Annotated in this window: 23 protein-coding genes and 1 tRNA gene; 10 read left to right on the forward strand and 14 right to left on the reverse strand. The window is 52.7% G+C overall.

The window, feature by feature from the left end:
• Window positions 1-97: 97 nt before the first annotated feature.
• Both trpS and ACOTXD_RS09830 read left to right on the forward strand, forming a co-directional pair.
• Window positions 98-1102 carry a tryptophan--tRNA ligase gene (gene trpS / locus ACOTXD_RS09825; RefSeq protein WP_045345959.1) on the forward strand — a complete coding sequence of 335 codons (1005 nt, stop codon included), beginning with the start codon at window positions 98-100 and terminating at the stop codon, window positions 1100-1102.
• Window positions 1103-1675: 573 nt separating this feature from the next.
• A complete protein-coding gene (locus ACOTXD_RS09830) occupies window positions 1676-2047 on the forward strand; it encodes a hypothetical protein (protein WP_061855991.1) in 372 nt (123 codons plus the stop codon).
• Window positions 2048-2105: 58 nt separating this feature from the next.
• Here the strand turns inward: ACOTXD_RS09830 and ACOTXD_RS09835 are convergent, their stop codons facing one another.
• A complete protein-coding gene (locus tag ACOTXD_RS09835) occupies window positions 2106-2573 on the reverse strand; it encodes a SymE family type I addiction module toxin (protein WP_073970427.1) in 468 nt (155 codons plus the stop codon).
• A 300-nt stretch (window positions 2574-2873) separates the two neighbouring features.
• Here ACOTXD_RS09835 and ACOTXD_RS09840 point away from each other — a divergent pair, with 300 nt between their 5' ends.
• The 3 genes from ACOTXD_RS09840 (at window position 2874) to ACOTXD_RS09850 (ending at window position 5670) form a co-directional block, all read left to right on the forward strand.
• Window positions 2874-3743, forward strand: coding sequence for a phosphorothioated DNA-binding restriction endonuclease (locus ACOTXD_RS09840; RefSeq protein ID WP_063855377.1), 870 nt, complete (start codon window positions 2874-2876; stop codon window positions 3741-3743).
• A 162-nt stretch (window positions 3744-3905) separates the two neighbouring features.
• The gene (locus ACOTXD_RS09845) at window positions 3906-5156 is read left to right on the forward strand and encodes a tyrosine-type recombinase/integrase (RefSeq protein ID WP_421766405.1); all 1251 of its coding nucleotides are present in this window, start codon (window positions 3906-3908) and stop codon (window positions 5154-5156) included.
• A gap of 271 nt (window positions 5157-5427) precedes the next feature.
• Window positions 5428-5670 carry a hypothetical protein gene (locus tag ACOTXD_RS09850; protein WP_196348970.1) on the forward strand — a complete coding sequence of 81 codons (243 nt, stop codon included), beginning with the start codon at window positions 5428-5430 and terminating at the stop codon, window positions 5668-5670.
• A gap of 153 nt (window positions 5671-5823) precedes the next feature.
• Here ACOTXD_RS09850 and ACOTXD_RS09855 read toward each other — a convergent pair whose 3' ends face one another.
• The 3 genes from ACOTXD_RS09855 to ACOTXD_RS09865 all read right to left on the reverse strand — a co-directional run bounded on the left by ACOTXD_RS09855 (window position 5824) and on the right by ACOTXD_RS09865 (window position 8828).
• Window positions 5824-7284 carry a DEAD/DEAH box helicase gene (locus tag ACOTXD_RS09855; RefSeq protein WP_250181799.1) on the reverse strand — a complete coding sequence of 487 codons (1461 nt, stop codon included), beginning with the start codon at window positions 7282-7284 and terminating at the stop codon, window positions 5824-5826.
• Between the two features lie 120 nt (window positions 7285-7404).
• On the reverse strand, window positions 7405-7641 hold the full coding sequence (locus tag ACOTXD_RS09860) for a hypothetical protein (RefSeq protein WP_176261010.1): 237 nt from the start codon (window positions 7639-7641) through the stop codon (window positions 7405-7407).
• A 980-nt stretch (window positions 7642-8621) separates the two neighbouring features.
• Window positions 8622-8828 carry a hypothetical protein gene (locus ACOTXD_RS09865; protein ID WP_250181800.1) on the reverse strand — a complete coding sequence of 69 codons (207 nt, stop codon included), beginning with the start codon at window positions 8826-8828 and terminating at the stop codon, window positions 8622-8624.
• A 185-nt stretch (window positions 8829-9013) separates the two neighbouring features.
• Here ACOTXD_RS09865 and ACOTXD_RS09870 point away from each other — a divergent pair, with 185 nt between their 5' ends.
• On the forward strand, window positions 9014-9364 hold the full coding sequence (locus ACOTXD_RS09870; RefSeq protein ID WP_176261012.1) for a hypothetical protein: 351 nt from the start codon (window positions 9014-9016) through the stop codon (window positions 9362-9364).
• 280 nt (window positions 9365-9644) lie between these two features.
• Entirely contained in the window at window positions 9645-10202 is a 558-nt protein-coding gene (locus tag ACOTXD_RS09875) for a recombinase family protein (RefSeq protein ID WP_250181801.1), read from the forward strand.
• Between the two features lie 174 nt (window positions 10203-10376).
• Here ACOTXD_RS09875 and ACOTXD_RS09880 read toward each other — a convergent pair whose 3' ends face one another.
• The 7 genes from ACOTXD_RS09880 to rraB all read right to left on the reverse strand — a co-directional run bounded on the left by ACOTXD_RS09880 (window position 10377) and on the right by rraB (window position 15616).
• On the reverse strand, window positions 10377-10733 hold the full coding sequence (locus tag ACOTXD_RS09880; protein ID WP_048285512.1) for a putative T6SS immunity periplasmic lipoprotein: 357 nt from the start codon (window positions 10731-10733) through the stop codon (window positions 10377-10379).
• A 228-nt stretch (window positions 10734-10961) separates the two neighbouring features.
• Window positions 10962-11954: an XcyI family restriction endonuclease gene (locus tag ACOTXD_RS09885; RefSeq protein ID WP_421766406.1), complete on the reverse strand. Its 993-nt coding sequence runs from the start codon at window positions 11952-11954 to the stop codon at window positions 10962-10964.
• The gene (locus ACOTXD_RS09890; protein WP_370552493.1) at window positions 11951-12787 is read right to left on the reverse strand and encodes a DNA-methyltransferase; all 837 of its coding nucleotides are present in this window, start codon (window positions 12785-12787) and stop codon (window positions 11951-11953) included. Before ACOTXD_RS09890 ends, ACOTXD_RS09885 begins: the two co-directional genes overlap by 4 nt.
• A gap of 655 nt (window positions 12788-13442) precedes the next feature.
• Window positions 13443-13527, reverse strand: a tRNA-Leu gene (locus ACOTXD_RS09895).
• Between the two features lie 105 nt (window positions 13528-13632).
• Window positions 13633-14355, reverse strand: a complete 723-nt coding sequence (locus ACOTXD_RS09900) for a hypothetical protein (RefSeq protein ID WP_061856206.1) — start codon at window positions 14353-14355, stop codon at window positions 13633-13635.
• A 30-nt stretch (window positions 14356-14385) separates the two neighbouring features.
• The gene (gene miaE, locus ACOTXD_RS09905; RefSeq protein ID WP_023324078.1) at window positions 14386-15144 is read right to left on the reverse strand and encodes a tRNA isopentenyl-2-thiomethyl-A-37 hydroxylase MiaE; all 759 of its coding nucleotides are present in this window, start codon (window positions 15142-15144) and stop codon (window positions 14386-14388) included.
• Between the two features lie 46 nt (window positions 15145-15190).
• Window positions 15191-15616 carry a ribonuclease E inhibitor RraB gene (rraB, locus tag ACOTXD_RS09910; protein WP_008501374.1) on the reverse strand — a complete coding sequence of 142 codons (426 nt, stop codon included), beginning with the start codon at window positions 15614-15616 and terminating at the stop codon, window positions 15191-15193.
• A 99-nt stretch (window positions 15617-15715) separates the two neighbouring features.
• Here rraB and argL point away from each other — a divergent pair, with 99 nt between their 5' ends.
• From argL to xynR, 3 genes are all read left to right on the forward strand, one after another.
• Window positions 15716-15811, forward strand: a complete 96-nt coding sequence (gene argL, locus ACOTXD_RS09915; protein ID WP_213014347.1) for a putative translational regulatory protein ArgL — start codon at window positions 15716-15718, stop codon at window positions 15809-15811.
• Window positions 15781-16785, forward strand: a complete 1005-nt coding sequence (gene argF / locus ACOTXD_RS09920) for an ornithine carbamoyltransferase (RefSeq protein WP_126501095.1) — start codon at window positions 15781-15783, stop codon at window positions 16783-16785. The genes argL and argF overlap by 31 nt, the downstream gene beginning before the upstream one ends.
• Window positions 16786-16959: 174 nt before the next feature.
• Window positions 16960-17718, forward strand: a complete 759-nt coding sequence (gene xynR, locus ACOTXD_RS09925) for a DNA-binding transcriptional repressor XynR (RefSeq protein WP_045894205.1) — start codon at window positions 16960-16962, stop codon at window positions 17716-17718.
• A 4-nt stretch (window positions 17719-17722) separates the two neighbouring features.
• Here the strand turns inward: xynR and ACOTXD_RS09930 are convergent, their stop codons facing one another.
• The 3 genes from ACOTXD_RS09930 to yagF all read right to left on the reverse strand — a co-directional run bounded on the left by ACOTXD_RS09930 (window position 17723) and on the right by yagF (window position 22921).
• Window positions 17723-19333, reverse strand: a complete 1611-nt coding sequence (locus ACOTXD_RS09930) for a glycoside hydrolase family 43 protein (RefSeq protein WP_061856204.1) — start codon at window positions 19331-19333, stop codon at window positions 17723-17725.
• Window positions 19334-19344: 11 nt separating this feature from the next.
• The gene (locus ACOTXD_RS09935; RefSeq protein ID WP_058658799.1) at window positions 19345-20727 is read right to left on the reverse strand and encodes an MFS transporter; all 1383 of its coding nucleotides are present in this window, start codon (window positions 20725-20727) and stop codon (window positions 19345-19347) included.
• Between the two features lie 226 nt (window positions 20728-20953).
• Window positions 20954-22921 carry a xylonate dehydratase YagF gene (gene yagF / locus ACOTXD_RS09940; RefSeq protein WP_061856203.1) on the reverse strand — a complete coding sequence of 656 codons (1968 nt, stop codon included), beginning with the start codon at window positions 22919-22921 and terminating at the stop codon, window positions 20954-20956.
• Window positions 22922-22928: the final 7 nt, after the last annotated feature.

Genomic DNA, 22928 nt, shown 5'->3' on the forward strand with positions numbered 1-22928 from the left:
CGGCACGGAGTAGTTTTCCCCATTTTCAGATAGCCGCCGAAAGGCGGCTTTCTCACATCTCAGACCCCTTTCGGCAACTGCACATTAAGGAGTCTTTATGAACACGCAAACCATCCTCACCGGCGACCGCCCAACCGGCCCGCTGCACCTCGGCCACTTCGTCGGATCGCTGCGCCAGCGCGTGGCGCTCCAGCACACGCACAACCAGTTTGTGCTAATTGCCGACCTGCAGGGGCTGACCGACAACGGCAGCAACCCGCAGAAGATCCGCGATAACATCCCCGAAGTGCTGGCCGACTACCTCGCCGCCGGCATCGACCCGAGCCTGACCACGATCTGCCTGCAGTCCGCCCTGCCCGCCCTCGCCGAGCTGACGATGCTGTATATGAACATCGTCACCGTCGCCCGCGTGGAGCGTAACCCGACGGTGAAAAACGAGATTGTGCAGAAAGGCTTCGCCCGCTCGCTGCCGGTCGGGTTTATGGCCTACCCCATCAGCCAGGCGGCGGATATCACCGCGTTTAAGGCCGAGTGTGTGCCCGTCGGCGACGACCAGCTGCCGATGATTGAGCAGACCAACGAGATTGTGCACAAGATGAACAGCCTGCTGCCCGCCCCGGTGCTGCGCCACTGCAAGGCGATGCTGAGCGACACCAGCCGCCTGCCCGGCATCGACGGCAGCGCCAAGATGTCGAAATCTCTCGGCAACACGCTGCATCTTTCGGCCAGCGAAGAGACCATTCATCGCGCGGTCAGCGCCATGTACACCGACCCGCACCACCTGAAGGTGAGCGACCCGGGGGAGATTGAGGGGAACGTGGTGTTTACGTATCTCGATGCGTTTCATCCGGACAAGGCCAAAGTGGCGGCAATGAAGGCGCACTATCAGGCGGGTGGGCTGGGAGACCGGGCGTGTAAGAACGAACTGGAGGGTTGTTTGCAGGAGCTGATTGCGCCGATGCGGGAGCGGAGGGCGATGTATATGCGGGATAAGGGGGAGCTGATGGCGATGCTGAAGCGCGGGACCGAACGGGCGCAAGGGGTGACGCTGGAGACGCTGAGGGAGGTGAAGGTTGGGCTGGGGGTGCCGGTGTTTAGTTAAAGCAGGTTTAGCGGTGGAGTGCGGGGGATTAGCATGAAGCCGCTAACTTGATTATTGCGGAAATAAGCAAGGCGCAAAAATTCTTAAATACATTATTAGCCATTGTTGTTTGTCATTCTGTTAAGAGCGCTATATTCATAGACTTTTTATTTTTTAACCGTCTCGGCAAATGCTATGGGCAAGTTTATTATTTCCATGCTGAATACGTTACTTTGTGTATTTGTGATTGTGCTATGCCTCATATGCGTGGGCGTCACTGATAACTGGAAAGAATGCACTATAGCTATAATCATCACTTTAGGATGCGCACATTTCATGGCCGTTTTACTGAATCGTGTATTGCCTCATAAGTTATCTATCTTAGAAGGAATACTGGAATTATTGGGAGGGCCGCTATTAGTTATAGGCGCAATGGTGTGCTTTGATGTATTCGAACCCTGGCCGCTAAAAATCATTGGGATGTTTGCGTGGATTGTTTTGATTTTCTTTGTACCTTCAATAATAAGCCACAGGCGTTAACTCGGTCTATTAATCAATGTCTACGTCATTTCTTCACCCACGGAATCCAACATAATGTACCCCACTCTTTCGCAGGTCATTGAGGTTGTACGTCAGTCCTCGGGACATCATCGCAAGCACACTGATGAGAACACCCTAATCGAAGCCGACCTTGATATATGCGGCATGGATGGCGATGCCCTGATTGATGACTGCGAGGCAGCGTTTGGCGTTACGCTTGTCACTGAAGAAGATGGCTATGAGAAAACTTTTTCCCTCGCTGAAAACGAGTTTCTTTTTAGCACCGAGGGCATAGATTACTTTGGTATCTGCCGCTTGATTCGCAGGATACGTGGCATACCTGAACCTGTGATACGCGATTTAACCGTTGGCGAACTCCATGCTGTACTGGTTAAGGCTGTCAGAGAACAAAGACATGATGTTTGAGTTATTTTTAGCGTAGTGCGGGCATGTCCTCACATGCCCGTGCAGACTGGCTTGAAGTTTAAACAGCCTTCCCACTCCCACGCTTAATCACCGGCATATCACCCGTATCATTCAGCGCTCCCGGAAACGTCTTCAACCACTGCGCGACTTTCTGTTTATTGATATTCACCACACTCATACCTTCCAGGCATCCCCATAATTCTCTTGTATGTTGTGGCGTAATCACAATGCAGTCTTTCATTGCGCGGATTTTTACCGGCATGCCGTCGATAAAGCCCGCACGGGTTAACCACTCGCCGCCCAGAAGAAGGTATTTAATATCTATGCGGGAATAAAGTTCGCAGCAGGCGGCACTGTCCTGCGGCGTCTCCGCGCGGGGATGGACGGGGGCCGCGTTGAGCTGGTTGCCGTGTAAACGGCGGGCGCTGTTTTTGCGTACCAGCTCGCGGTTTTCAATCACGCCGGTGAAAGCGTCTGATTCTGTTTTGCAAACAGTAAACTCTGGCTTAAAATTCGTCGCAGCCATTTTCAACTCCTTTTCAGTTGCTGGTGGTTAGCGGTATGGGGGTGTTGCAGCACCTTCATATCGCGAATTCTTCTTTATATATTCTTTGATACTTCCTTTGCCGTTCGGCGTAATTTCTGGTGACCATTATACAGGGCTGAATATAAATACAGCGGTTTTGGGTGGGGGAAATTTGGAATTTGCGAGGGGGATTCAGGAAATCGCGTAGTGTGCGGTAAGGTCATGTTTTTGTTAGTTGCGGGTTGATTGGTCTGAGTTTTGCGAGCATCATCGCAATTATTTACCTTCTTCCGTAACGCGATGGCTTCCAGCAAAACTCTCGAACAGGCAATTGCCGACATCACCATCTGGCGCAAAGGCGAACAACGCGCGCCGCATAAGCCTTTATTGCTTCTGTACGTGCTGGCGAACTATCAGCAGGGGCATGCGCGACTGTTTGATTACGGAACCGAGGTCCACGAGCAGTTGCTTAGCCTATTAGAACGCTTTGGCCCACAGAGGAAGGCGCATTATCCGAATATGCCCTTCTGGCGGCTCAGAGGGGATGGATTTTGGGATCTGAAGAATACTGAGTTCTGTTCAACTACTGGCAATAAGCAACCGCCTGTTAAAGAACTTGTGGAACATAATGTCGCAGGTGGGTTTGATGAAGAACACTTTGCATTGCTGAGTAAGAACAAAAACCTGATCGGCTCGCTGGCGCAGCAGATCCTTGAAGCGCACTTTCCTGAAAGCATTCAGGAAGAGATCGCGGATGAGATGGGCTTTAATATTCAGCAGATCCGTAAGGTTCGCGATCCGCTTTTCCGCAAGCAAGTGTTGCGGGCTTATAACTATGAGTGCGCAATCTGCGGGTTTAACATGCGACATGATAACGCCTCTGTAGGACTTGAAGCCGCGCATATAAAATGGAAGCAGTTTGGCGGGCCATGCGAGATCCCGAACGGACTGGCGCTATGTGCGATTCATCATAAGGCGTTTGATAAGGGATCGATTGGACTAGATGAGAGTATGCGGGTACTGGTGTCTGAGGCGGTGAATGGGGGCGGGATTGTTGGGCGGCTGTTCTGGGATTTTGCAGGGAAGCAGATTGCTTTGCCGATGGTCAAAGGGAATTATCCAAGGGAGGGGTTTGTGGAGTGGCATTGGAGGGAGGTGTTTAGAGGATGAGTGCGAAGGCCGGACTCGAACCGGCACGTATTTCTACGGTCGTTCGCTTGTCTGGCAAGCTCCTGTAATGCTTTGAATCAACTGCAAAAACAGGGAAGACTTCGACATTTCACACTATTAAATATCAAGTGCAAAAGCCCTGACAAAATAGCCGGGGTAAATATGATTTACAAGAGAGATCGTTACTTAGTTTTAGATCCTTGCGGAAACTATCTGGTGAGGATCGCCATACCGAAGTACATGCGTCATCTGTTCGGAGGACGACATAACTACGTGAAGAGCACAGGCACACGCGATGTGCGCGAAGCCCGTCTCTTTCGTGATGCGGTTGCTCTGGAGTGGTTTAAGATTCGTAACCTGATAAAGCCACAGCGCGATCGAGGCTCGAAGGTAGAGCAAATCCTCAATGAACTACGTCAAGTTGGTACGTATGCACATGAAGCACCGGAGCCATTAAGCGCCCCTGTAATGAGTTGCCCTTCACTCTTGAGGATGCGGGATCAGTATATTCTCCAGTTCAGCGAGAAGCGCAAGCTCACCACCCTATCGAAGACAAACAAAGCCGTAGAAGTGCTCTTAGAACATCTTAAAAAACGCGATGTTCAGCTTCATGACATTAACCGAACCACTGTTACAGGCTGGCTTGATAAGCTCAAGACGGAGAAAGCACCCCAGACGATACAAAACTACGTCAGTGCATTGGCTCAAATATGGGATCTGGCTCGTAACCGCTATCACGATGCGCCACAGGAAAACATCTGGCGTGGTCATGCACTGGAAGCCAAAAGTAGCAAGGTGAGTTATGAAGTGTTTAAACCTGGCGAACTGGCGAAAGTATTCGCGGAAATGGTAGATGATGAAGAGATGCAGAACGTAACACTGATTGGTATGTATAGCGGGATGAGATTAAATGAGATTTGTTCTTTGCAGGTTGGAAACATCCGCGAGATTGAGGGAGTGCTCTGCTTTGAGGTTTTAGTGGGTAAGAGTAAAGCAGCCGCCCGTATTATTCCGGTGCATAGCCTGATCATTCCATTAGTGTTGTCTCTACGTGAGAAGCCCTACAACGGTTTTTTATTCTATCGTGCGTCAATCACTGACCGTGCAGACGGAAAGCGCTCTACGTGGCATTCACAGCGTTTTACCAGGGCTAAACGCAAGGCATTAGGCGAAGCGGGATCAGAGCTTAAAGTTTTCCACAGCTTACGCCACCAAGTGGCGCAAATGCTGGACAGGGGCGGCATTTGCAAAGGGAAGTTAAAGCCTGTTCCAGAAGATCGCATTGCCTTGCTACTTGGCCATGAGCGCGGCTCTACAGAAAGTTTCAAGACGTACAGCAAGAATGCAGCCTCTCCGGTGGAGCTAAGACAATATATCGAGTTGTTACGTTATCCAGAGATTGAGAACCAATGAAAAAGGGGTATGCATTCGGGATAATAATCGCATGATAAAATCGGATAAATATCATACTATTTGACCAGTTAAAAACTCCAAATAGAAATACAAATCACCAAAGTTACAGCATAAAAAACCGCACAAATAATCAAAAATGAAGTGATCAAGTGAAGTTGCTACAACATCTTGTCAAGCGAAGCGGAGATAGTTAGCATAACACTATATATAGTGCCAAAAAGGAAAATAACCACTATATATTTCACCTAAACTGCCCAGAAGGACTAAAGTCATGGCTAAAAACCCAAAGCAAACGTCAAGGAATGTTGGTTCTCTCGCTGGTCAAACTCTGTCCGATCCAAACGCCTCGAAACTACAAAAGCGCTTGGCAGCCTCCGCACTTTCTCAGCGAGCCCCCTCCAGCCATACCAGCCAAACTATGGAAACGGTTGCAGCTAAGGCTCTCGATAATCCGCGCTCAAGCGAAAAAACCAAACGGCTTGCAGCAACGGTGTTAGCTCAGTCAACAAAATAAGAAACAAAAAAGGGGCATTAGCCCCTTTGCTGTATCAATCACCACCTCAAATATCCCGAGATTCGATTTTGCGTTCTGTTTTTTTACGTTTTTCAAAGGTGCGGATTACATCCCAGATAAACAGGAACAGCAGATACCAGTAAAGTGCGGTGATCATACGCAAACCTCTTGGTTCCAATAGCTTCGAACTGTTCTCAGAGACACACCCATCGCTTCAACCGTTTCCTTCGGTGTTAGCCCTTGAGCCTTATGTTCCAGAACCTTCAAACGCGTTTCATGCTGCTTTCCAGCTTTCTTGATTCCAAGGCATTCGATGGTTGAGCCTGGGAAGTAATGGGTTTTGAGATATTCCGCTGCCGCCATGTCGGGAACGACAAACACGAGAGGGTGATCGGTATCGGTGTTGCGAATGGATGTCCGGCTAAGAAACTGATAGCAACGTTCAAAATACATTGCCTGACGCTTCTTCTCCATCACCGTTTCAAAATCCCAACCGATACGCTCGCAATAGTCTGCCCATCTCTTACGATCTTTATCACTCAGATTTGCACATCCGAGGAACACAGCACAGTGAATGTCCTGGTAGTTATTCATTCCGTAGCTGGACATCGAAACTGCTTCACCTCCCATACGATCGCCGAGCTCAGCGAGTCCAATAGTCTGGAAGTCGCAGATGGGTTTATCGTTGTTAGTGGCGAAGATAAACTTCTTACCAACAATCTGCTTTATCTCGTTCAGGTGATTGCTAAAGACATTGGCGAGTTCTGACTGCCCCGCTCTTTTGATATCTTCCGAGAGAACAACCACAATTTTGATAGGCACGTTCTTATGCTTGCGTCTCTCAGGTTCTGGCTGAAGGTGTTCCCCGGCTTCCTGTACTGCGATTTGAGCAACGTTCTCAGCTATCCATACAAACCCACTGCGATCTACACCAGCGCCGAGCACAGTGAAACTCTTCGCCCATGTTGCGGCCTTCAGGATCGGAGTATAAGTGTATGCAAAGAAACTGTATGAAGAATCACACTCGGTATGCATCACGCCACCACCGTCAAGCGCCACGTAAAGCACTTTCTTCAGGCTGTCGCTGTTAGCATGCTTCTCATGATAATAATGGTACAACTTGTCGTATTTCTCCTCACGCAGATACAGCAGCCCGTTTCGCTCTTCCAGACAATCCAGGAATGGGAAGTTTTCTGCCGTCCTGTCAGCATGGCGAATCGTCGCTTCAGCCCCAAACCAACCATCAGGGATCTCATCTACCACCACGTTGTGTTCTGCCAGTAGAGAACGCATCTCAGGATTGAACGTTGCGAGATGGCAGTAGTTGATAAAACATTCGTGAGTGGTTATCACCACATTTATTTGAAAGTTATCAGCCAGGGTGCTTTTCAGGTTGAGGGTCGCCCCTTCAACGAAAATGTGATGGTTTGGGATTCTCAAACGATTTAGATCTTGCTTGAACTGCTCGGCTAAAGCGTGGGTTGGTACTACGATTAAGAACTTTTCTGGGACAGCTTCGCGATTGAAGCTGAGAATGTACTCTTTCAGACGGTGACTCTTTCCTGAGCCGCAAATCGCATTAACAAAGTTTACTACTGGTTTCTTTTCGGTCATTCGGTTCCTCTCGGTTTAGGACTGCTGTTATTAATTCACTCACCAGCGCGGCGGCTGATTTGTCTTCACGGTTGGCACGTTCAATCAGTGCCTTGTGGATGTCATCAGTGAATCGGATATTCATTTTGTTTTTTCCTTTCGGTATTCATCAAATCGAGCGAGTGCATCAGCAAACAGTTTCTCACGTTCCGCGTATTTGCGTTTTCTGGCTACGTTCATAGATGCATATATCACTTCACGAGTGACTTCGCCATTGACCAGTTCATTAAAAACCTGGTCACTGCTAAAATATTTCAAAGTAATGTTCCTCCTGCTTAGCAACTCATCGGGAATGAGTATTGTATATATATCAGACATGACAAAACCCCCACACCGATTACCCGGAGGAGGCATGAAGATAAAGTCATTGGATTGGGCATTTGTTAGAAAAGTGAAGATATTCCTCACTTAATACCATCTTACCATGAAACGAACGTTTTGTCAAGTTATTTATTAACTATCAACAAGATACCATCAAGGATGGTATGGGAAAGTTACGCTCTCCACTTACATCATGGATGTACGGTAGCTTCACTGACTCGACTACCATCTTATCAATGTCATTAACAATGAAATTTCCGGCTTAATATGCAAGTAAGCCGATCTTATGGCTACGCCATTTGCACAAGTAAACTGATACAGAGGATGCAGAAAAGTCTAAAGGTACTTTAGAGTTATTTGCATCTTCGGTAAAAGTGGAGGCTTACAATGGAACACTGAAAGTGTGCAATGGTGCATAAACTCATTTTCACAAGCGTAACTTGCACAATGGATTCATGGACGAGGTGTACGAGTACATAAAACAGGAAATAATGAATACTTACTGTTTAAATAGTAGTTAATGGTTTTTCATTAATGTTCATTATGTGAGCAGTGCGAGCATAGCAGATTTTCTTTACAGGAAAATAGCTTCTGAGTAATAACATCAGGTACGAAGGTTACTTTCCTGTAATCGATCTCTTTCATGCTCCGCATTACATGCTACTCATGCAGCATACTTTTCATGGTCGCAGTGCTCCGCATGAAACAACACTCCAGAAAGCCGGAAAACTCCTCATGGTCAATAAGATATAAATAATCGATAAACAATAACATTTAATAGGTATAACCTATCATAATTCCTCCCTTATTAGTCATCTTCTAACACCTTTACGAAACTTTTATCCTTTCATCAACTTTCCACAAAGCCTTATTCCATGCGGCTTACAGCTAAATCAATGACGCATAAATCAGGGCTAATACTAAGCAACCGTTCTTTCTTTCGAAGTTAAAATAATCAGCGATTTTTATACCCACTTTTACTCCGAACTACTGGTGTTGAAAGTCTTTGCATACGGGCACTGTCCTTTAGTGACGTAGGTGAAAACATACTGGCTGTTCTCATAGGTGCAAAGCGTCTTACCGTTCTCCGTCTTTTCCTGCTGCGGATCTGTCATTGTGATTTGCCCTGCTGCCGCCAACTGGGAAAACAGTAGTCCCGATACCACCAATATTGATTTCTTCATAAGCCTCACTCCAGTTGACTGTTATCGCCGAATGTCCCAGTGCTCAGTATTTGTACAATAGCATTGTATCACCCACATCGATCGATTTTACTGATCTATATGATCGATTTAATTAATGAAAGTGGTAAGATAAGGTAATGCGTTAACAGCGCCTTGCCACCAAATCAAACAAGAAAAGGAAGACCATGAAAAGATTGATTCTCGCGTCACTGATCGCTCTCCCCTTCGCCTCAAGTGCAACCACATTTAGCTGTAAGGCGATCCAGGAAGGGCAGATCGATTCTGGTAGCCAAAAATCTTCTGTCGAAACTCGCCTTGATGTGCAGGACAAAAGTATGAAGGTGAGCATGGGTGGTAAAACCTGGCGGCTCGGTTTCTTGGGTAAGAAAAGCATTGCGAAGATGTACGCCACGCCAGACGGAGGGATTGCCGTCACATACATCGACAATGGGAGTGAGCCTATTTTCGTTATGCGCCCCACAAACAATGATGGACAGACTGCTGTCTACACGCTCAGCCTATGCTCTGAGATGTAAACAAAGGCGTGAGTAATCACGCCCTATATATTTGCTCGACCCCAACAATCAAACCGCAACGAGCATTTGAGCCCATCACCAGCTTCGCGATTATCATTTCCACATACATTTGCTCTCAATCCCGAGTCCTAAACCTCTATTATCCAGTCTCAAAACAATCTCCTTTTAAGACCACACCGACGCAACGACAGAATGCGGCTTCAACTTGTATCAAAAGGTTGATCTTTAATTTTGAGACAGCTATTATTTTGATACTACCTTTTGAGACTTTGAGGGCATCATGACTACTGTGATCGGATATGTGCGAGTTTCCACCAGCGACCAAAACGTTGAAAACCAGAAGCAGCAGATAGCCGATGCTGGTTATAGTGTTAACCGCTGGTTCAGTGATGAAGCTGTGAGTGGTGCAGTAAAGGCATCAGAACGTCCAGGATTCGGTGAGTTACTCAGTTATGTACGAGAAGGCGATACGCTGATTGTGATTGCTATAGACCGCCTGGGACGTAACACCATTGATGTATTGTCCACAGTTGAAATGTTGCAAACGAAAGGCGTGAAGGTTGTCAGCTTGCGAGAAGGATTTGACCTGTCAACACCAGTTGGCAAAGCAATGCTTACCATGATGGCAGGACTTGCCAGCTTGGAAAAAGATCTGATAGCAGAGCGCAGAACGGCAGGTATCAAGCGTGCTCAGTCTGAAGGAAAACATTGCGGCAGACCGATTAAAGCAACCGCTGAACAGGTGAGAGAGTTATTAGATCAAGGTTGCTCTCCAGCAATGGTGCAGGATAGGCTGGCTATCAGCAAAGCCACCTTCTACCGACTAAAGACCTTCTGAACCATCTTACTGATATTTGAGGATTCTGCCAGTTACAAGCGGGAGCCTTCGATCAGGTTGTTAAGCGGCTTCAGCAAGCGTGATAGACAATATGCATTAAGAGATATAAACGCATTAAATGCTTACTTGATCACGTACGTGCGTTGAAATGAATATAAAGGGGCAGTTTGCCCCCTATTCTTTAGGGTAAGAAAGTTCAGCGGTGACTAAATGTGATTCTGACTTATCAGATTGGACGTCATACGCGAAGTTATACCGCTCGCCAGACGTAAACTTAAATCCAAATACAGGAAGACACTCCCCCTTCGGTACATAAACAGGCTTGTCATCGAAAATCTTGTGAAGAGAGTCGCTATTATCGCTTTTGATTTGAATAGCAGTGATCCGTTCCTGCTGCTCCAGTGGTGACAACACACAAACTTGATTATCTTTGATCAATGCCGTTGTAGATTCACGATCTACCATTCGATCACTTGGCCCAGGGCATCCCGTTAAGAGGAATACAACACTCAGCAGCATTTTGTTTTTCATGTTTAACGCCCCTTCCCTGTTACGATTTTCTGGTAAAGCGAAGGGACATCCTGCAACAAATCTACACCCCTGTACATCCCCATGCGCCCTGGTTTCTGATAGTAAGACCACTTACTGATCCCATAAATCAGCAGTAACCAGTAATCAGCTAAAATAGAGGCTTGCTGTTCAAGAGAGTAATCAGTGAGCTTTTCTACCTTATTCTGAACAAGACAGTTAGTATGACTTTTATGGCGTTGGAGCCGCAGAAATCGCAGTCAAGGATAAAACTCGCCGTCTAAAATCTTCATATTGTTCTCCTTCTCTAAGAGACAAATCAGTTATTGAATAAAATCGATTCGTAGAAGGAGATTCTTTCCGAGCCTTGTCCATATCTAAACGGGATACATTAACCACCGTCCAACATTCCGTATATCCATGGCCTCGTGCTTTTTGATGGCTTTTCTCAGCTTCACCAATACGATTATGAATATTCGAAACATCAGTACCACTTTTAACTTCGATTGCAACCACATTTCGATAGTTATCGAGGGACATCTCTTCCCGAATGATGATATCTGGATCTGGAGCAAACTCGATTAGAACATTTCGGCCTGTCGCACTATTAACCTCAATAGCGTTCTCCCTAACCTCAGCCACTGCATGCGAAACAATTTCTTTAATTATTTCAAACACTAATACGATACCATCAGCTCCGCGCTGATTATTGGCGCCCCCGCGAAGTTGTGGACCAACGGTGAGAAGTGTCAAGTCATCAAGAAGCTCCCGACTAACCCTCAGCGGCCCAACTCCTTGCAAAAGAGAAGATGCCACTGAGCAAAAAGCATGACAAAGTTCAGATATTTTAGGTTTTGCAACTTTGCCAATATTCCCTTTCACTTCCATGGATTTGAAGCAACCAGCATTGAAGCCTTTATCCTTCCCATAAAACTCTTTCTGGCTGTATCCCATTAAAAGACGATAGTAGCCTAAAAGATAAGGATTGGTCTCCAATAAAACAGGTACAGGGAAGAGAAGCTCTGCACGTAAACCGTATGTTGCGAGAGTTGCCAGATCTGCTTTATTAACATACTCGGCAAGCTGGGTATCAAGCGCTACGATATCCATATCACGAACTGTTTCAAGCAGTGCATTCTGGAGATAGATACCACGAAATCGTTTTAAGGAAAAAGCAAAATCAACTTGCTGCTTTGGTTCAGGGAAAACTATTTTATTAGTCATGCTGCCGCGATCCTTATCACATTTGTATCCTCACCCTGCAAACGATTTACAGCTATATCAACATATTCTGGATTGAGTTCAATACCAACATACTGGCGGTCTTCCTGCTGGCATACAACGCCAACAGTACCAGAGCCGAAGAATGGATCTAATACGTAATCACCAGGTTTCGTGGATGCCAAGATGCATGGACGAATTAGCTCCGTTGGGAATGTTGCGAAATGAGCCCCTGCAAAAGGTTTCGTATTTACATTCCATACTGTGCGTCGATTTCTGAAACCTCCGCTATCTTTTTCTTCTCTCACCGCTTCCCAATCGTAATAATATTTCTCTGATTTGGTCAGCATAAAAAGGAACTCATGAGAACGGGTAGGCCGGTCTTTTACACTTTCAGGCATCGCGTTAGGTTTATTCCAAACAATGTCGCTTCGTAGATACCACCCATCTTCTTGCAAAGCGAACGCTAACCGCCAAGGAATCCCAATCAGATCCTTCGGTTTTAGTCCTTCTGGCGTATCCGGGCGAACAGCCATAGCTCGTGCCGGATTTTTCTTATCAGGAGCCCTATACCCGCGATTTCCGCTTGTATATCCATCACCAATGTTAACCCATAGCGTCCCGTCGTCAGTCAATACACGTTTCGCCTCAGAAAAGATCGTAACAAGACGATTTAAAAACTGAGTCATGCTACTTTCTAAACCGATTTGTTCATCTATGCCGTAATCACGTAGCCCCCAGTATGGCGGAGAAGTGACGATGCACCGAACTGAGCCGCTCGGAAGTCTCCTCAATACTGACAGAGCATCACCTTCAAAAAGCGTAGCTCCGTTCAACTCCAAGGGCTCAGAACGATGAAGTTTCTCAACACTCAGCGGCGAACTACTCTTTTTACTTGGCATAAATATTCCTCACGCACAATGCAGACATGCAACAGCCTACAACTTTTAAATCTATCTGGGCCAGTAGTGTAAACTGCATCAGATACTCCAACAACAGCCTTACCGAACATAAAAGCAGACAATAGCGACCGTTTAGCGCCGTTTTGGGCATACCAACAAAAGCGCCGGGGCGTATCATCAGATTGTCCGTTAACCGCTCTCTTATCGAGTACCGATCGTTTATGGCTCGGTGAACACCACGACAGAGCCAGACCCTTTCCCGGTCTGGTTAGGCTTCCCAACATTTGTTCGTTTATCCGTGGCGTTTCATCACTACAGGCTGCAACGGGACACCGCGCTAAGTGTGGAACGGTCAAAAGAGTTTTGTATAGGTTTAGAGGCGGCGGCACGTCGTCCGGCTTCAAAGGGGGCATACTGGAGTATTCAGTACAAGGTTGAGCCTGGTAACTACTTGCCACTGCGTGCTAACATACCAAAGCCATTAACAATCACAGTGGCTTTTGTACTTGATAGGAAACTGACATTTCTTATATGCAAATGAGGCAGATTTTTCACGCTAACTCATTGTTTTTAAAGGAATTTAATGACTTGGTGCCGAAGGCCGGACTCGAACCGGCACGTATTTCTACGGTTGATTTTGAATCAACTGCGTCTACCGATTTCGCCACTTCGGCACTGAAGGGGATGCGGAAACGTTGTGGATTATACCTGTCGCGCGCCGCCATGCAAGCGACGACGCGCTAAACCCGCGCTAAGTGCCCAAAAAACCAGCGCTACCGTCAGTCCAGCTCAGACACCGCCAGCCGAATCACCCTCGCTGCCTTCTGCTCCGGCAGCGCCAGCACCTTGGCCCACATCTCCTGCACCATATCGCAGGAGAGCTTCTCTTTGCCCGCTGCCTTCTCCGGCATCTGCAGCAACTGGATGTCCTCGCCGTACTTATCGGCAAGCGCCTTCATAATCGGCCGCACATCCTCGACAGCCGCCTCGCGTTCTCCCGGTGTCACGGTGTGGCGGTTTTTGCCGTAGGCCGCGCGCATCATGTCGGCGTCGGCCTGCATGCGCCGCGTCATCAGGTCTTTATCCAGCATGCGCATCGGGTTCACGCCGCCCTTCACCATCGGGTAGAGGAAGCGGAAGCAGGCGTCGTCGCTCACCTTCTGGATGGCGGCAGTCTGCTCCATGTTGATGGTCATGTAGTTCACCACGTTGGCGTCCGGGGCGTTTTGCAGGCGCGACATCTGCAGATGCAGGATCTGCGGCTGGATGGTGTCGATAATCTGCTGCTCCGGCTCGCCCGCTTTTTGCAGGGCGGCCATCTGGTCGAGGATGCGCTGATGCAGCGCGGGCTCCTGCTCCTTAATCACCTGCCAGGCGGGCATCGCGTTAAGGGCGTTATCCATCTGCCGTTCCGGGGCGCGCTGCCTGTCGAAAAACACCCAGAACGCCACGGCGGCAGCCGCAATGACGACAATCACAATACGGGTCCACGTTTTATTCATCTCGCATCCTTATCCTTTCGCTATGCCGGTTTACACCGGCACGCCGCTGTGGAAGCGAAACTCGTTGTCCGGTGTCGAGATAAGTGTGGCTTCAATTTCGCCAAAAAGCTGTATGCGCGGTGAGATATCGTCGTCGCTCACCTGCTGGGCTAGCGTCAGGTAGTCCTGATAATGGCGTGCTTCCGAGCGCAGCAGCGAGAGATAGAACTTCTGCAGGTCGTCGTCGAGGAACGGGGCCAGCGCGGCGAAGCGTTCGCAGGAGCGGGCCTCGATGTAGGCGCCGCAGATAAGCTTGTCGATCAGCGTCAGCGGTTCGTGGGTGCGCACTTCTTTCAGCATCCCTTTGGCGTAGCGGCTGGCGGTGATTTTGACGTACGGAATGTCGCGGGCCAGCATCGCCTCGCGCACCTGCCAGAAGTGGTGCAACTCCTCTTTAATCAGCAGCACCATGCTGTCGATGAGCGCCTGGCCCCACGGGTCGTCGGTTTTGGGCATCACGCTTTTGCCAATCTGCCTGTGCAGGGCGATGAAGTCCGGCTCCGGGCCGTCGCGGAAGGTGAACTGTTCGTAGGGTTTGAGCCAGTCGAGCAGCGCGTCGGCACCGCTTTCGTCGGCGACGTATTTACGCACGAGTAACAGCGCGGTCTGGGCGGCCTTGAGCTCGCACACCATGTGGTCGGTGAGCAGCAGCGGCAGGTTCGCCGGGTCGCGGGCTTTATCAATCCATGCTTGCGGGGTCGGGCACTGGAGGAAGTTGAGTACGGGGGCGAGTATCTGCGGGTAATCCATGGTTCTGCCTTGAAAAAGCGGTGGCGCGCGCCACCGCCTGAAACGCTTAGTGACGCACGCCGTCGTCGTCTTCGTCGACGTAATCTTCGTCGTCGCCTTCTTCGCCGTCTTCACCGTTCGGATCTTCGAAGTAGGTTCCCCAGCCGTCGTATTCCACGTCAAACTTCTCGGCCAGGTTCATCAGCTGTTCAACCTGCGCGTCGATCAGCTCCGCCTTCAGCGCGCCTTCGCTCAGGATGTCGCAGCAGATGACGGTGTCGCCCTCTTCCACTTCCAGCTCTTCCGGCTCGGTCACTTCGTAACCCAGCTTGAAGGCTTCCACGGCCATTTTTTCCAGCGCGTCGAAATCATCCGCAGAGAAATGGTGCTCGATGGTGTACAGCGCGTCCGGATCGCTACCGTCTTCCAGCAGCTCTTCAATAATCAGACGCGTCTCTTCGCGTTGCTCTTCCAGTAATTCCGGGTTTGCCATGGCTCAATCCTCTTTAAAGTGCGGCAGATACTTCTATTTTCACACACGGACGGGTTTGCCTCCACCTTTGTTGGAAAGATTTGTGAAACGGGGTTGCAAATGAATAATTACACATATAAAGTGAATTTTAATTCAATAAGTGGCGTTCGCCATGTGAGGATAAAATGTCTGATCTGTACAAGAAACACTTTCTGAAATTGCTCGACTTTACCCCTGCACAGTTCACTTCTCTGCTGACCCTTGCCGCACAGCTCAAAGCCGATAAAAAAAAGGGCAAGGAAGTACAAAAGCTTACCGGTAAAAACATCGCGCTCATCTTCGAAAAAGACTCGACCCGTACCCGTTGCTCTTTCGAAGTTGCCGCATTTGACCAGGGCGCTCGCGTCACGTATTTAGGGCCGAGCGGCAGCCAGATTGGGCATAAAGAATCAATTAAGGACACCGCGCGCGTGCTCGGGCGGATGTACGACGGCATTCAGTATCGCGGTCACGGCCAGGAAGTGGTCGAAACGCTGGCGCAGTATGCGGGCGTTCCGGTGTGGAACGGGCTGACCAACGAGTTCCACCCGACGCAGCTGCTGGCGGACCTGCTGACCATGCAGGAGCACCTGCCGGGCAAGGCGTTCAACGAGATGACGCTGGTCTACGCGGGCGACGCGCGCAACAACATGGGCAACTCGATGCTGGAAGCGGCGGCGCTGACCGGGCTGGATCTGCGCCTGGTGGCCCCGAAAGCCTGCTGGCCGGAAGAGAGCCTGGTGGCAGAGTGCAGCGCGCTGGCGGAAAAGCACGGCGGGAAAATCACGCTGACGGAAGACGTGGCGGCAGGCGTGAAGGGAGCGGACTTTATCTATACCGACGTGTGGGTGTCGATGGGCGAAGCCAAAGAGAAGTGGGCGGAGCGGATTGCGCTGCTGCGCGGGTATCAGGTGAACGCGCAGATGATGGCGCTCACCGGCAATCCGGACGTGAAGCTCCTGCACTGTCTGCCGGCGTTCCATGACGATCAGACCACGCTCGGCAAGCAGATGGCGAAGGAGTTCGATCTGCACGGCGGGATGGAAGTGACGGACGAGGTGTTTGAGTCGGCGGCGAGCATCGTGTTCGACCAGGCGGAAAACCGGATGCATACGATTAAGGCGGTGATGGTGGCGACGCTTGGGGAGTGATTGGGTCCTCTGCGCGCTGGTGCCCTCACCCCGGCCCTCTCCCACAGGGAGAGGGAGAAAACACTAAAAAACGACAACCTTGTTGTCGTTTTTGCTTTTACCTCCATTTCATTGATTTTTCACCCCGAAAAAGGTACGTTTTCGCCTTCATTCCAGCGTGGACATGCCAGCATTATGCCGATTATTCAGTCTGTTGAACGTGCGTTGCAGATCCTCGACCTGTTCAACGAGCAGGCCACCGAGCTTAAGATCACCGACATCAGCAAACTGATGGGGCTGAGCAAGAGTACCCTCCACTCGCTGCTGAAAACACTCCAGCTTCACGGCTATATCGATCAGAACCCGGAGAACGGCAAATATCGCCTCGGCATGAAGCTGGTCGAGCGCGGGCATTTTGTCGTGGGCTCCATCGATATTCGCCAGAAGGCGAAAGGCTGGCTGACGGAGCTGTCCCGGCGGACCGGGCAGACCACGCATCTGGGGATCCTGGACGGGCGTGAAGGGGTTTATATCGAGAAGATTGAAGGCAAGCTGGCCGCCATCGCCTATTCGCGCATCGGCCGCCGCCTGCCGGTTCACGCCACCGCCATCGGCAAGGTGTTGATTGCCTGGCTGGGCGAGGCCGAGCTGAACACCCTGCTTGAGAGCTATCAGTACACCACCTTTACGCCCGCTACTCTCTCCTCTCGCGAAGCCTTAATGAGCGCCCTGGCGCAGACCCGCGAGCAGGGCTATGCCCTGGATAGCGAAGAGAACGAGCAGGGCGTGCGCTGCGTGGCGGTGCCGGTGTGGAACCACGAATCCCGCGTCATCGCCGCCCTGAGCCTGTCGACGTTGACCTCGCGCGTGGACGACGCAGAGCTGGCTGATTTCCGCGAGCAGCTTCAGCAGGCCGGGCTCGCGCTGTCACGCGCGCTGGGCTACCCGGCCTGAGCCGTTAAACCGGCTCGTAGGTGAAGTAGTCGAAGTCCGCGTGGCAGCCGTCGCCGCTGATGTCCTCGCAGTGCAGCCCCACAAACGCACCGGTGAAGAAGCCGCGCCCGCCGATATAGTCATCCGACAGCTTCCACGCCTCATACGCTACCGGCACGGCGTGCCACGTCTCGCCGTCAAACGAGTAGCTGTAGCGGTAGACCTGCGTATCCACGTCCACGCGCAGCCAGACGCTCTCCGCACTCTCCGGCACGGGAATCGGCTGCTCGTGCAGCGGCCATGACGGCACGTTGTGGTCAAGCTGGATCACCTTAATCGTTCTGCCCTGCCCCTCCTCGTAATCCACAAAGCAGTAGCTCCAGTTTTTGCTGTTGTAGTAGCAGGTCAGCCCCGCGCTCTGCTGGAAGTGAACCGGCGAGAACTGCATCCGCGTCTCCGCCCGGAAGGTGAAGTGCTGCCAGCGGCGCGCCACGGTCGACTGTGTAAAGGTCGAGTTGAGCGAGTCGTTGCCGTACAACCGTAAATAGCCGGGGCGCGCGGTGAGCGAGCCGAGGGTGTCGTCGAACGGAATGCGCAGGGTCTGCAATTCAGGGTCAAGCGTGCTGCCGTCAAAGTCCTCCCGCCAGTTGCCTTGAATGGATACAGGCTGTTCCGCCATCTGCGGGCCTTTCACGGTCAGCTGCGCGTGCTTGCCGCCTTCCACGTACGGCCAGCCGTCGCGCCATTCAATGCGGGCGATGCCGGTCTCGCGCCCCAGCGGGCAGTAGCCGCGCCCGCCGGAGGCCAGCAGCGGCACGCCGGGCAGACGCAGCGGGCGGCTGGTGAGGTAGGCCATGTACCACTCCCCCGTGTGGGTCTGCAGCAGCGAGCCGTGGCCGCTCTTCTGCAGCGGGTTATCCGGCAGGTGCCAGCTCGTCATCATCGTCACGTCCGGGTGCAGCTCGTACGGCCCGTCGATGGTTTTTGAACGCAGCACCACGACGGCGTGCTCGTAGCTGGTGCCGCCTTCGGCCACCATCAGGTAGTACCATCCCGCGTGGCGATACAGGTGCGCGCCCTCGGTGTAGCAGAGCGGCGTGCCGGTAAACAGGGTTTTGCGCTCGGGCGAGAGCGTGCCGGTCTGCGGGTCAAACGCCTGCAACACGATGGTGTTGTGCGGGTTGCTGTGGTGGCGCGGCCCCCACGGGCGGTAGAGGTAGTACTTGCGGCCATCGTCGTCGTGGAACAGGGACGGATCAAACCCGCCGTTGCCCATCGGGATCGGCTCGCTCCACGGTCCCTCAATGGACGGCGCGGTGACGAGGAAGTTGCGGCCATTTTTCCACGGCGAGTCGACAATCTTCACGTCGGTATAGAGCAGCCAGAATTTGCCGTCGGCGTAGCTCAGGCACGGAGCCCAGATACCACCGGAGTCCGGGTTGCCCTTCATGTCCAGCATCGACACGCGGTCCAGCGGGGTGCTGACCAGCGACCAGTTTTTCAGGTCGCGAGAGTGGTAGATGCGCACGCCGGGGAACCACTCGAAGGTCGAGGTGGCGATGTAGTAGTCCTCGCACTGACGGCACAGGGACGGGTCCGGGTTGAAGCCGGTCAGAATAGGGTTAGTGATTTCCATATTGCCTCCGGTTAATGGGATGCGGCTGTCGCGGCGTCGGGAACGGCCTCGCCCTGCGCCGCGCGGTGCTTGATCAGCTGCTGGCTGATGGCCTCCACGCGGGCGTCGGTGAGCTTGTAGAACGACAGCATGATGAACATGCCCGCGTAGAGCACCACCGGCACCACGCAGAACAAAATTTTGATGGTGGTGAGCACCTCGACCGGCTGCACGCTGCTGCTGGCGGAATAGTTCACGTACGCCAGGATCCAGCCCACCACCGCCCCGCCAATCGCCAGGCCAATCTTCAGGCTGAACAGGTAGGTGGAGAACACCAGCCCGTCGAGGCGGCGTCCGCTGCGGCTCTCCTCGTAATCCACCACGTCAGAGGCCATCAGCCACTGTAGCGGCGTGGTGGTGTTAAAGACGAACAGGAACAGGATGTTGAGGGCGAAAATCAGGGCAATATGCTCCGCCGGCGTGAAGAAGATCAGCAGGCTAATCAGAGAGTAAGCGACGATGATCCACTTAAAGGCGGTGACGCGGTCGAAGCGGCCCAGCAGACGAGACGAGCAGAGCGAGCCGAACATGGTGGCGAGGCTGCCGTAGAGTAAAAACTGCGTCGCCATCTCCGGGTGATCCATCACGTATTTCACGAAGTAGAGCGTCGCCCCGCCGCGCACCACGTTGGAGCAGGTCGCCATCATCTTGAACGCGCACATGATGCGCCACTGGCCGTTGCCCAGCAGCAGCTTAAGGTCTTTCGCCACTGACGAGCCCGGCTGAACCTCAAAGGTGTAACGCTCTTTGGTGGTAAAGAAGCAGACGTAGAGCAGCACCACGCCGGTCAGTCCCAGCACGCACATGGCGCCGAAATAGCCCACCTGCTCATTCCCCTTGCCGATGATGCTCACCAGCGGCAGGGCAATGCCGCTGATGGCGAGCGAGCCCGCCGCCGCCAGGAAGAAGCGCCAGGACTGCAGGGCGTGACGCTCTTTCGGGTCGGCGGTGATCACCCCCGGCATGGCGCAGTACGGGACGTTAACGAAGGTGTAAACCAGGGTCAGGAGAATGTAGGTCGCGCAGGCGTAGATGATTTTGCCCTGCGCGGAGAAGTCCGGCGTGTAGAATGTCAGCATGCATACGATGCCAAACGGGATGGCGCCCCACAGCAGGAACGGGCGGAACTGGCCGTGCCGCGTGCGGGTGCGGTCGACCAGCAGCCCCATCAGCGGGTCGGTCACGGCGTCGAGCACGCGGGAGACCAAAAACAGCGTACCCATAATGCCCGCCGACAGGCCGAAGACGTCGGTGTAGAAATAGGCCAGCAGGAACATCGTGGCCTGCCAGACAAAGCCGCAGGCGGTGTCACCCAGCCCGTAGCCAATTTTGTCTTTCATGGTTAATTGCGTCATCAGAATTACACCCTTATGTAGTGTGCTGAATTACAACATCGTGTTAATGGAGTGTAATGAGCTGTTCAATTAACCAGCAATGGTCATATCTTATTTCTGAATTACGTTATTTTGCTTTTGTGACGCCAGCGATATATCGCAACGTATTGTTTAAATTGATAAAATAAAGACACGCAAAAACCGCCCGCGGAATATTTCCCGCAGACGGTTTTATCTAATGAAATAATTAAATGCCGAGCGCTTTTTTACCGGCGTTAATTACCTCGATAATTTTATCGGTGTCATAAATACAGCCTTTCCAGGTGCCGCCGCTCACGGACTGCAATGCCGCCCACAGCCGGGTGTCGTCCGGCAAAAAGTCGTGGGCGTGCAGGTCCGGGTGCGTCTGCCGCATTGCCAGCTCGCGCGCGCCCTCCTCCGGCGTCAGCGGATTGTCCGCGGTGCCGATGAAGTTCACGCTGCCCGTGAGGGTCAGCCGGTCGACGGCAATCTCGATGATGTCGTTATCGCGCAGCTTGCCAATCGGCCCGCCCGCCAGCGCCTCCGGCGATACGTGGCCGAAGCAGGCCCCCGTCGACACGCCCGAGAAGCGCGCATCGGTGATGAGCGATACCGTCTTGCCCCACGAGATATGCTTCAGCGCGGAGGTAAGCTGGTAGGTCTCTTCCATGCCGGTGCCGGACGGCCCGCCGCCGATCACCACCATGATATCGCCCTGCTTGATCTCTTCCCGCTTGATGGCCTTGATTGCCTGCGCTTCCGAGACAAACACCCGCGCCCGGCCGATGTGGCGGTAAACGCCATCTTCACCGACGACCGACGGGTCGATCGCCGTGGCCTTGATCACCGATCCTTCCGGCGCAATGTTCCCCGTCGGGAAGCAAACCGTTGAGGTCAGCCCTTTCGCTTTTGCCTTCTCAGGCGGCAGGATCACGTCATCCGGATCCACGCCGTCCTGCTCGCGCAGGCACTGGCGGAAGCGCGCCCGGCGTTCGGACGTCTGCCACCAGTCGAGGTTCTCGCCCACCGTCTGGCCGGTGACGGTCATGGCGTCCAGGTGCAGCAGACCGAGATCGCGCAGGTGGAGCATCACCTCCGGCACGCCGCCCGCGAGGAAGGCGCGCACGGTCGGGTGATAGTCCGGGCCGTTGGGCAGCACGCTGACCAGGCGCGGCACCCTGCGGTTGACGCGCGTCCAGTGCTCTACGTCCGGGATCGTGCAGCCCGCCGCGTGGGCGATGGCCGGGATGTGCAGCAGTAAATTGGTCGAGCCGCCGAACGCCGCGTGGATCACCATGGCGTTTTCGATGGCTTTATCGGTGAGGATATCGCGCGTGGTGATGCCGCGGTTATCCAGCTCGCTCACCGCCCGCGCCGACTGGCGGGCAATTTCCAGCCACACCGCCTGCCCGGACGGCGCCAGCGCGGAGTGCGGCAGCGCCAGCCCCAGCGCTTCGGCCACCACCTGCGAGGTGCCCGCCGTGCCGAGGAACTGACACCCGCCGCCCGGCGAGGCGCAGGCGCGACAGCCCAGCTCGGCGGCCTCCTGCAGGGAGAGTTCGTGGTTGGCAAAGCGCGCGCCGATGGTCTGGACCTTGCCCGCGTCTTCCCCCACGGTTGGCGGCAGCGTCGCCCCGCCCGGCACCAGAATGGTCGGCAGGTCGTGCATCGCGGCCAGGGCAATCATGGTGGCGGGCAGCCCTTTATCGCAGGTTGCCACGCCAATCACCGCCCGGCGCGTCGGCAGGGAACGGATCAGGCGGCGAAACACGATCGCCGCGTCGTTGCGGTACGGCAGGGAGTCGAACATGCCGTGCGTGCCCTGAGAGCGCCCGTCGCACGGATCGCTGACGAAGGCCGCAAACGGAATCCCGCCGTTGCGGGTAATCTCCTTCGCCGCCGCCTGCATCTGCATGCCGATCTCCCAGTGCCCGGTGTGGTAGCCCAGCGCAACCGGGCGTCCGTCCCCGGCGCGAATGCCGCCCTGGGTGCCAATAATCAGCACCTCTTTGCCGGTCAGCTTGTTGGCATCCCAGCCCATCCCGGCGTTCTGCGTCATGCCGAACAGGTTGCCGCTGGGGGATTCCATCAGCATCTGCGGGGTCAGCGGCAGCGCGCCCTGCGGCCCCGCCGCGTGGGTGATCACCGCATAAAACGCATCGTCCTGTGGGGTGAAAATTTTCTCGATGGTCATGGTTATC

The sequence above is a fragment of the Enterobacter cloacae complex sp. CDL013 genome (assembly GCF_049238805.1).
Lineage (GTDB): Bacteria > Pseudomonadota > Gammaproteobacteria > Enterobacterales > Enterobacteriaceae > Enterobacter > Enterobacter hormaechei_C.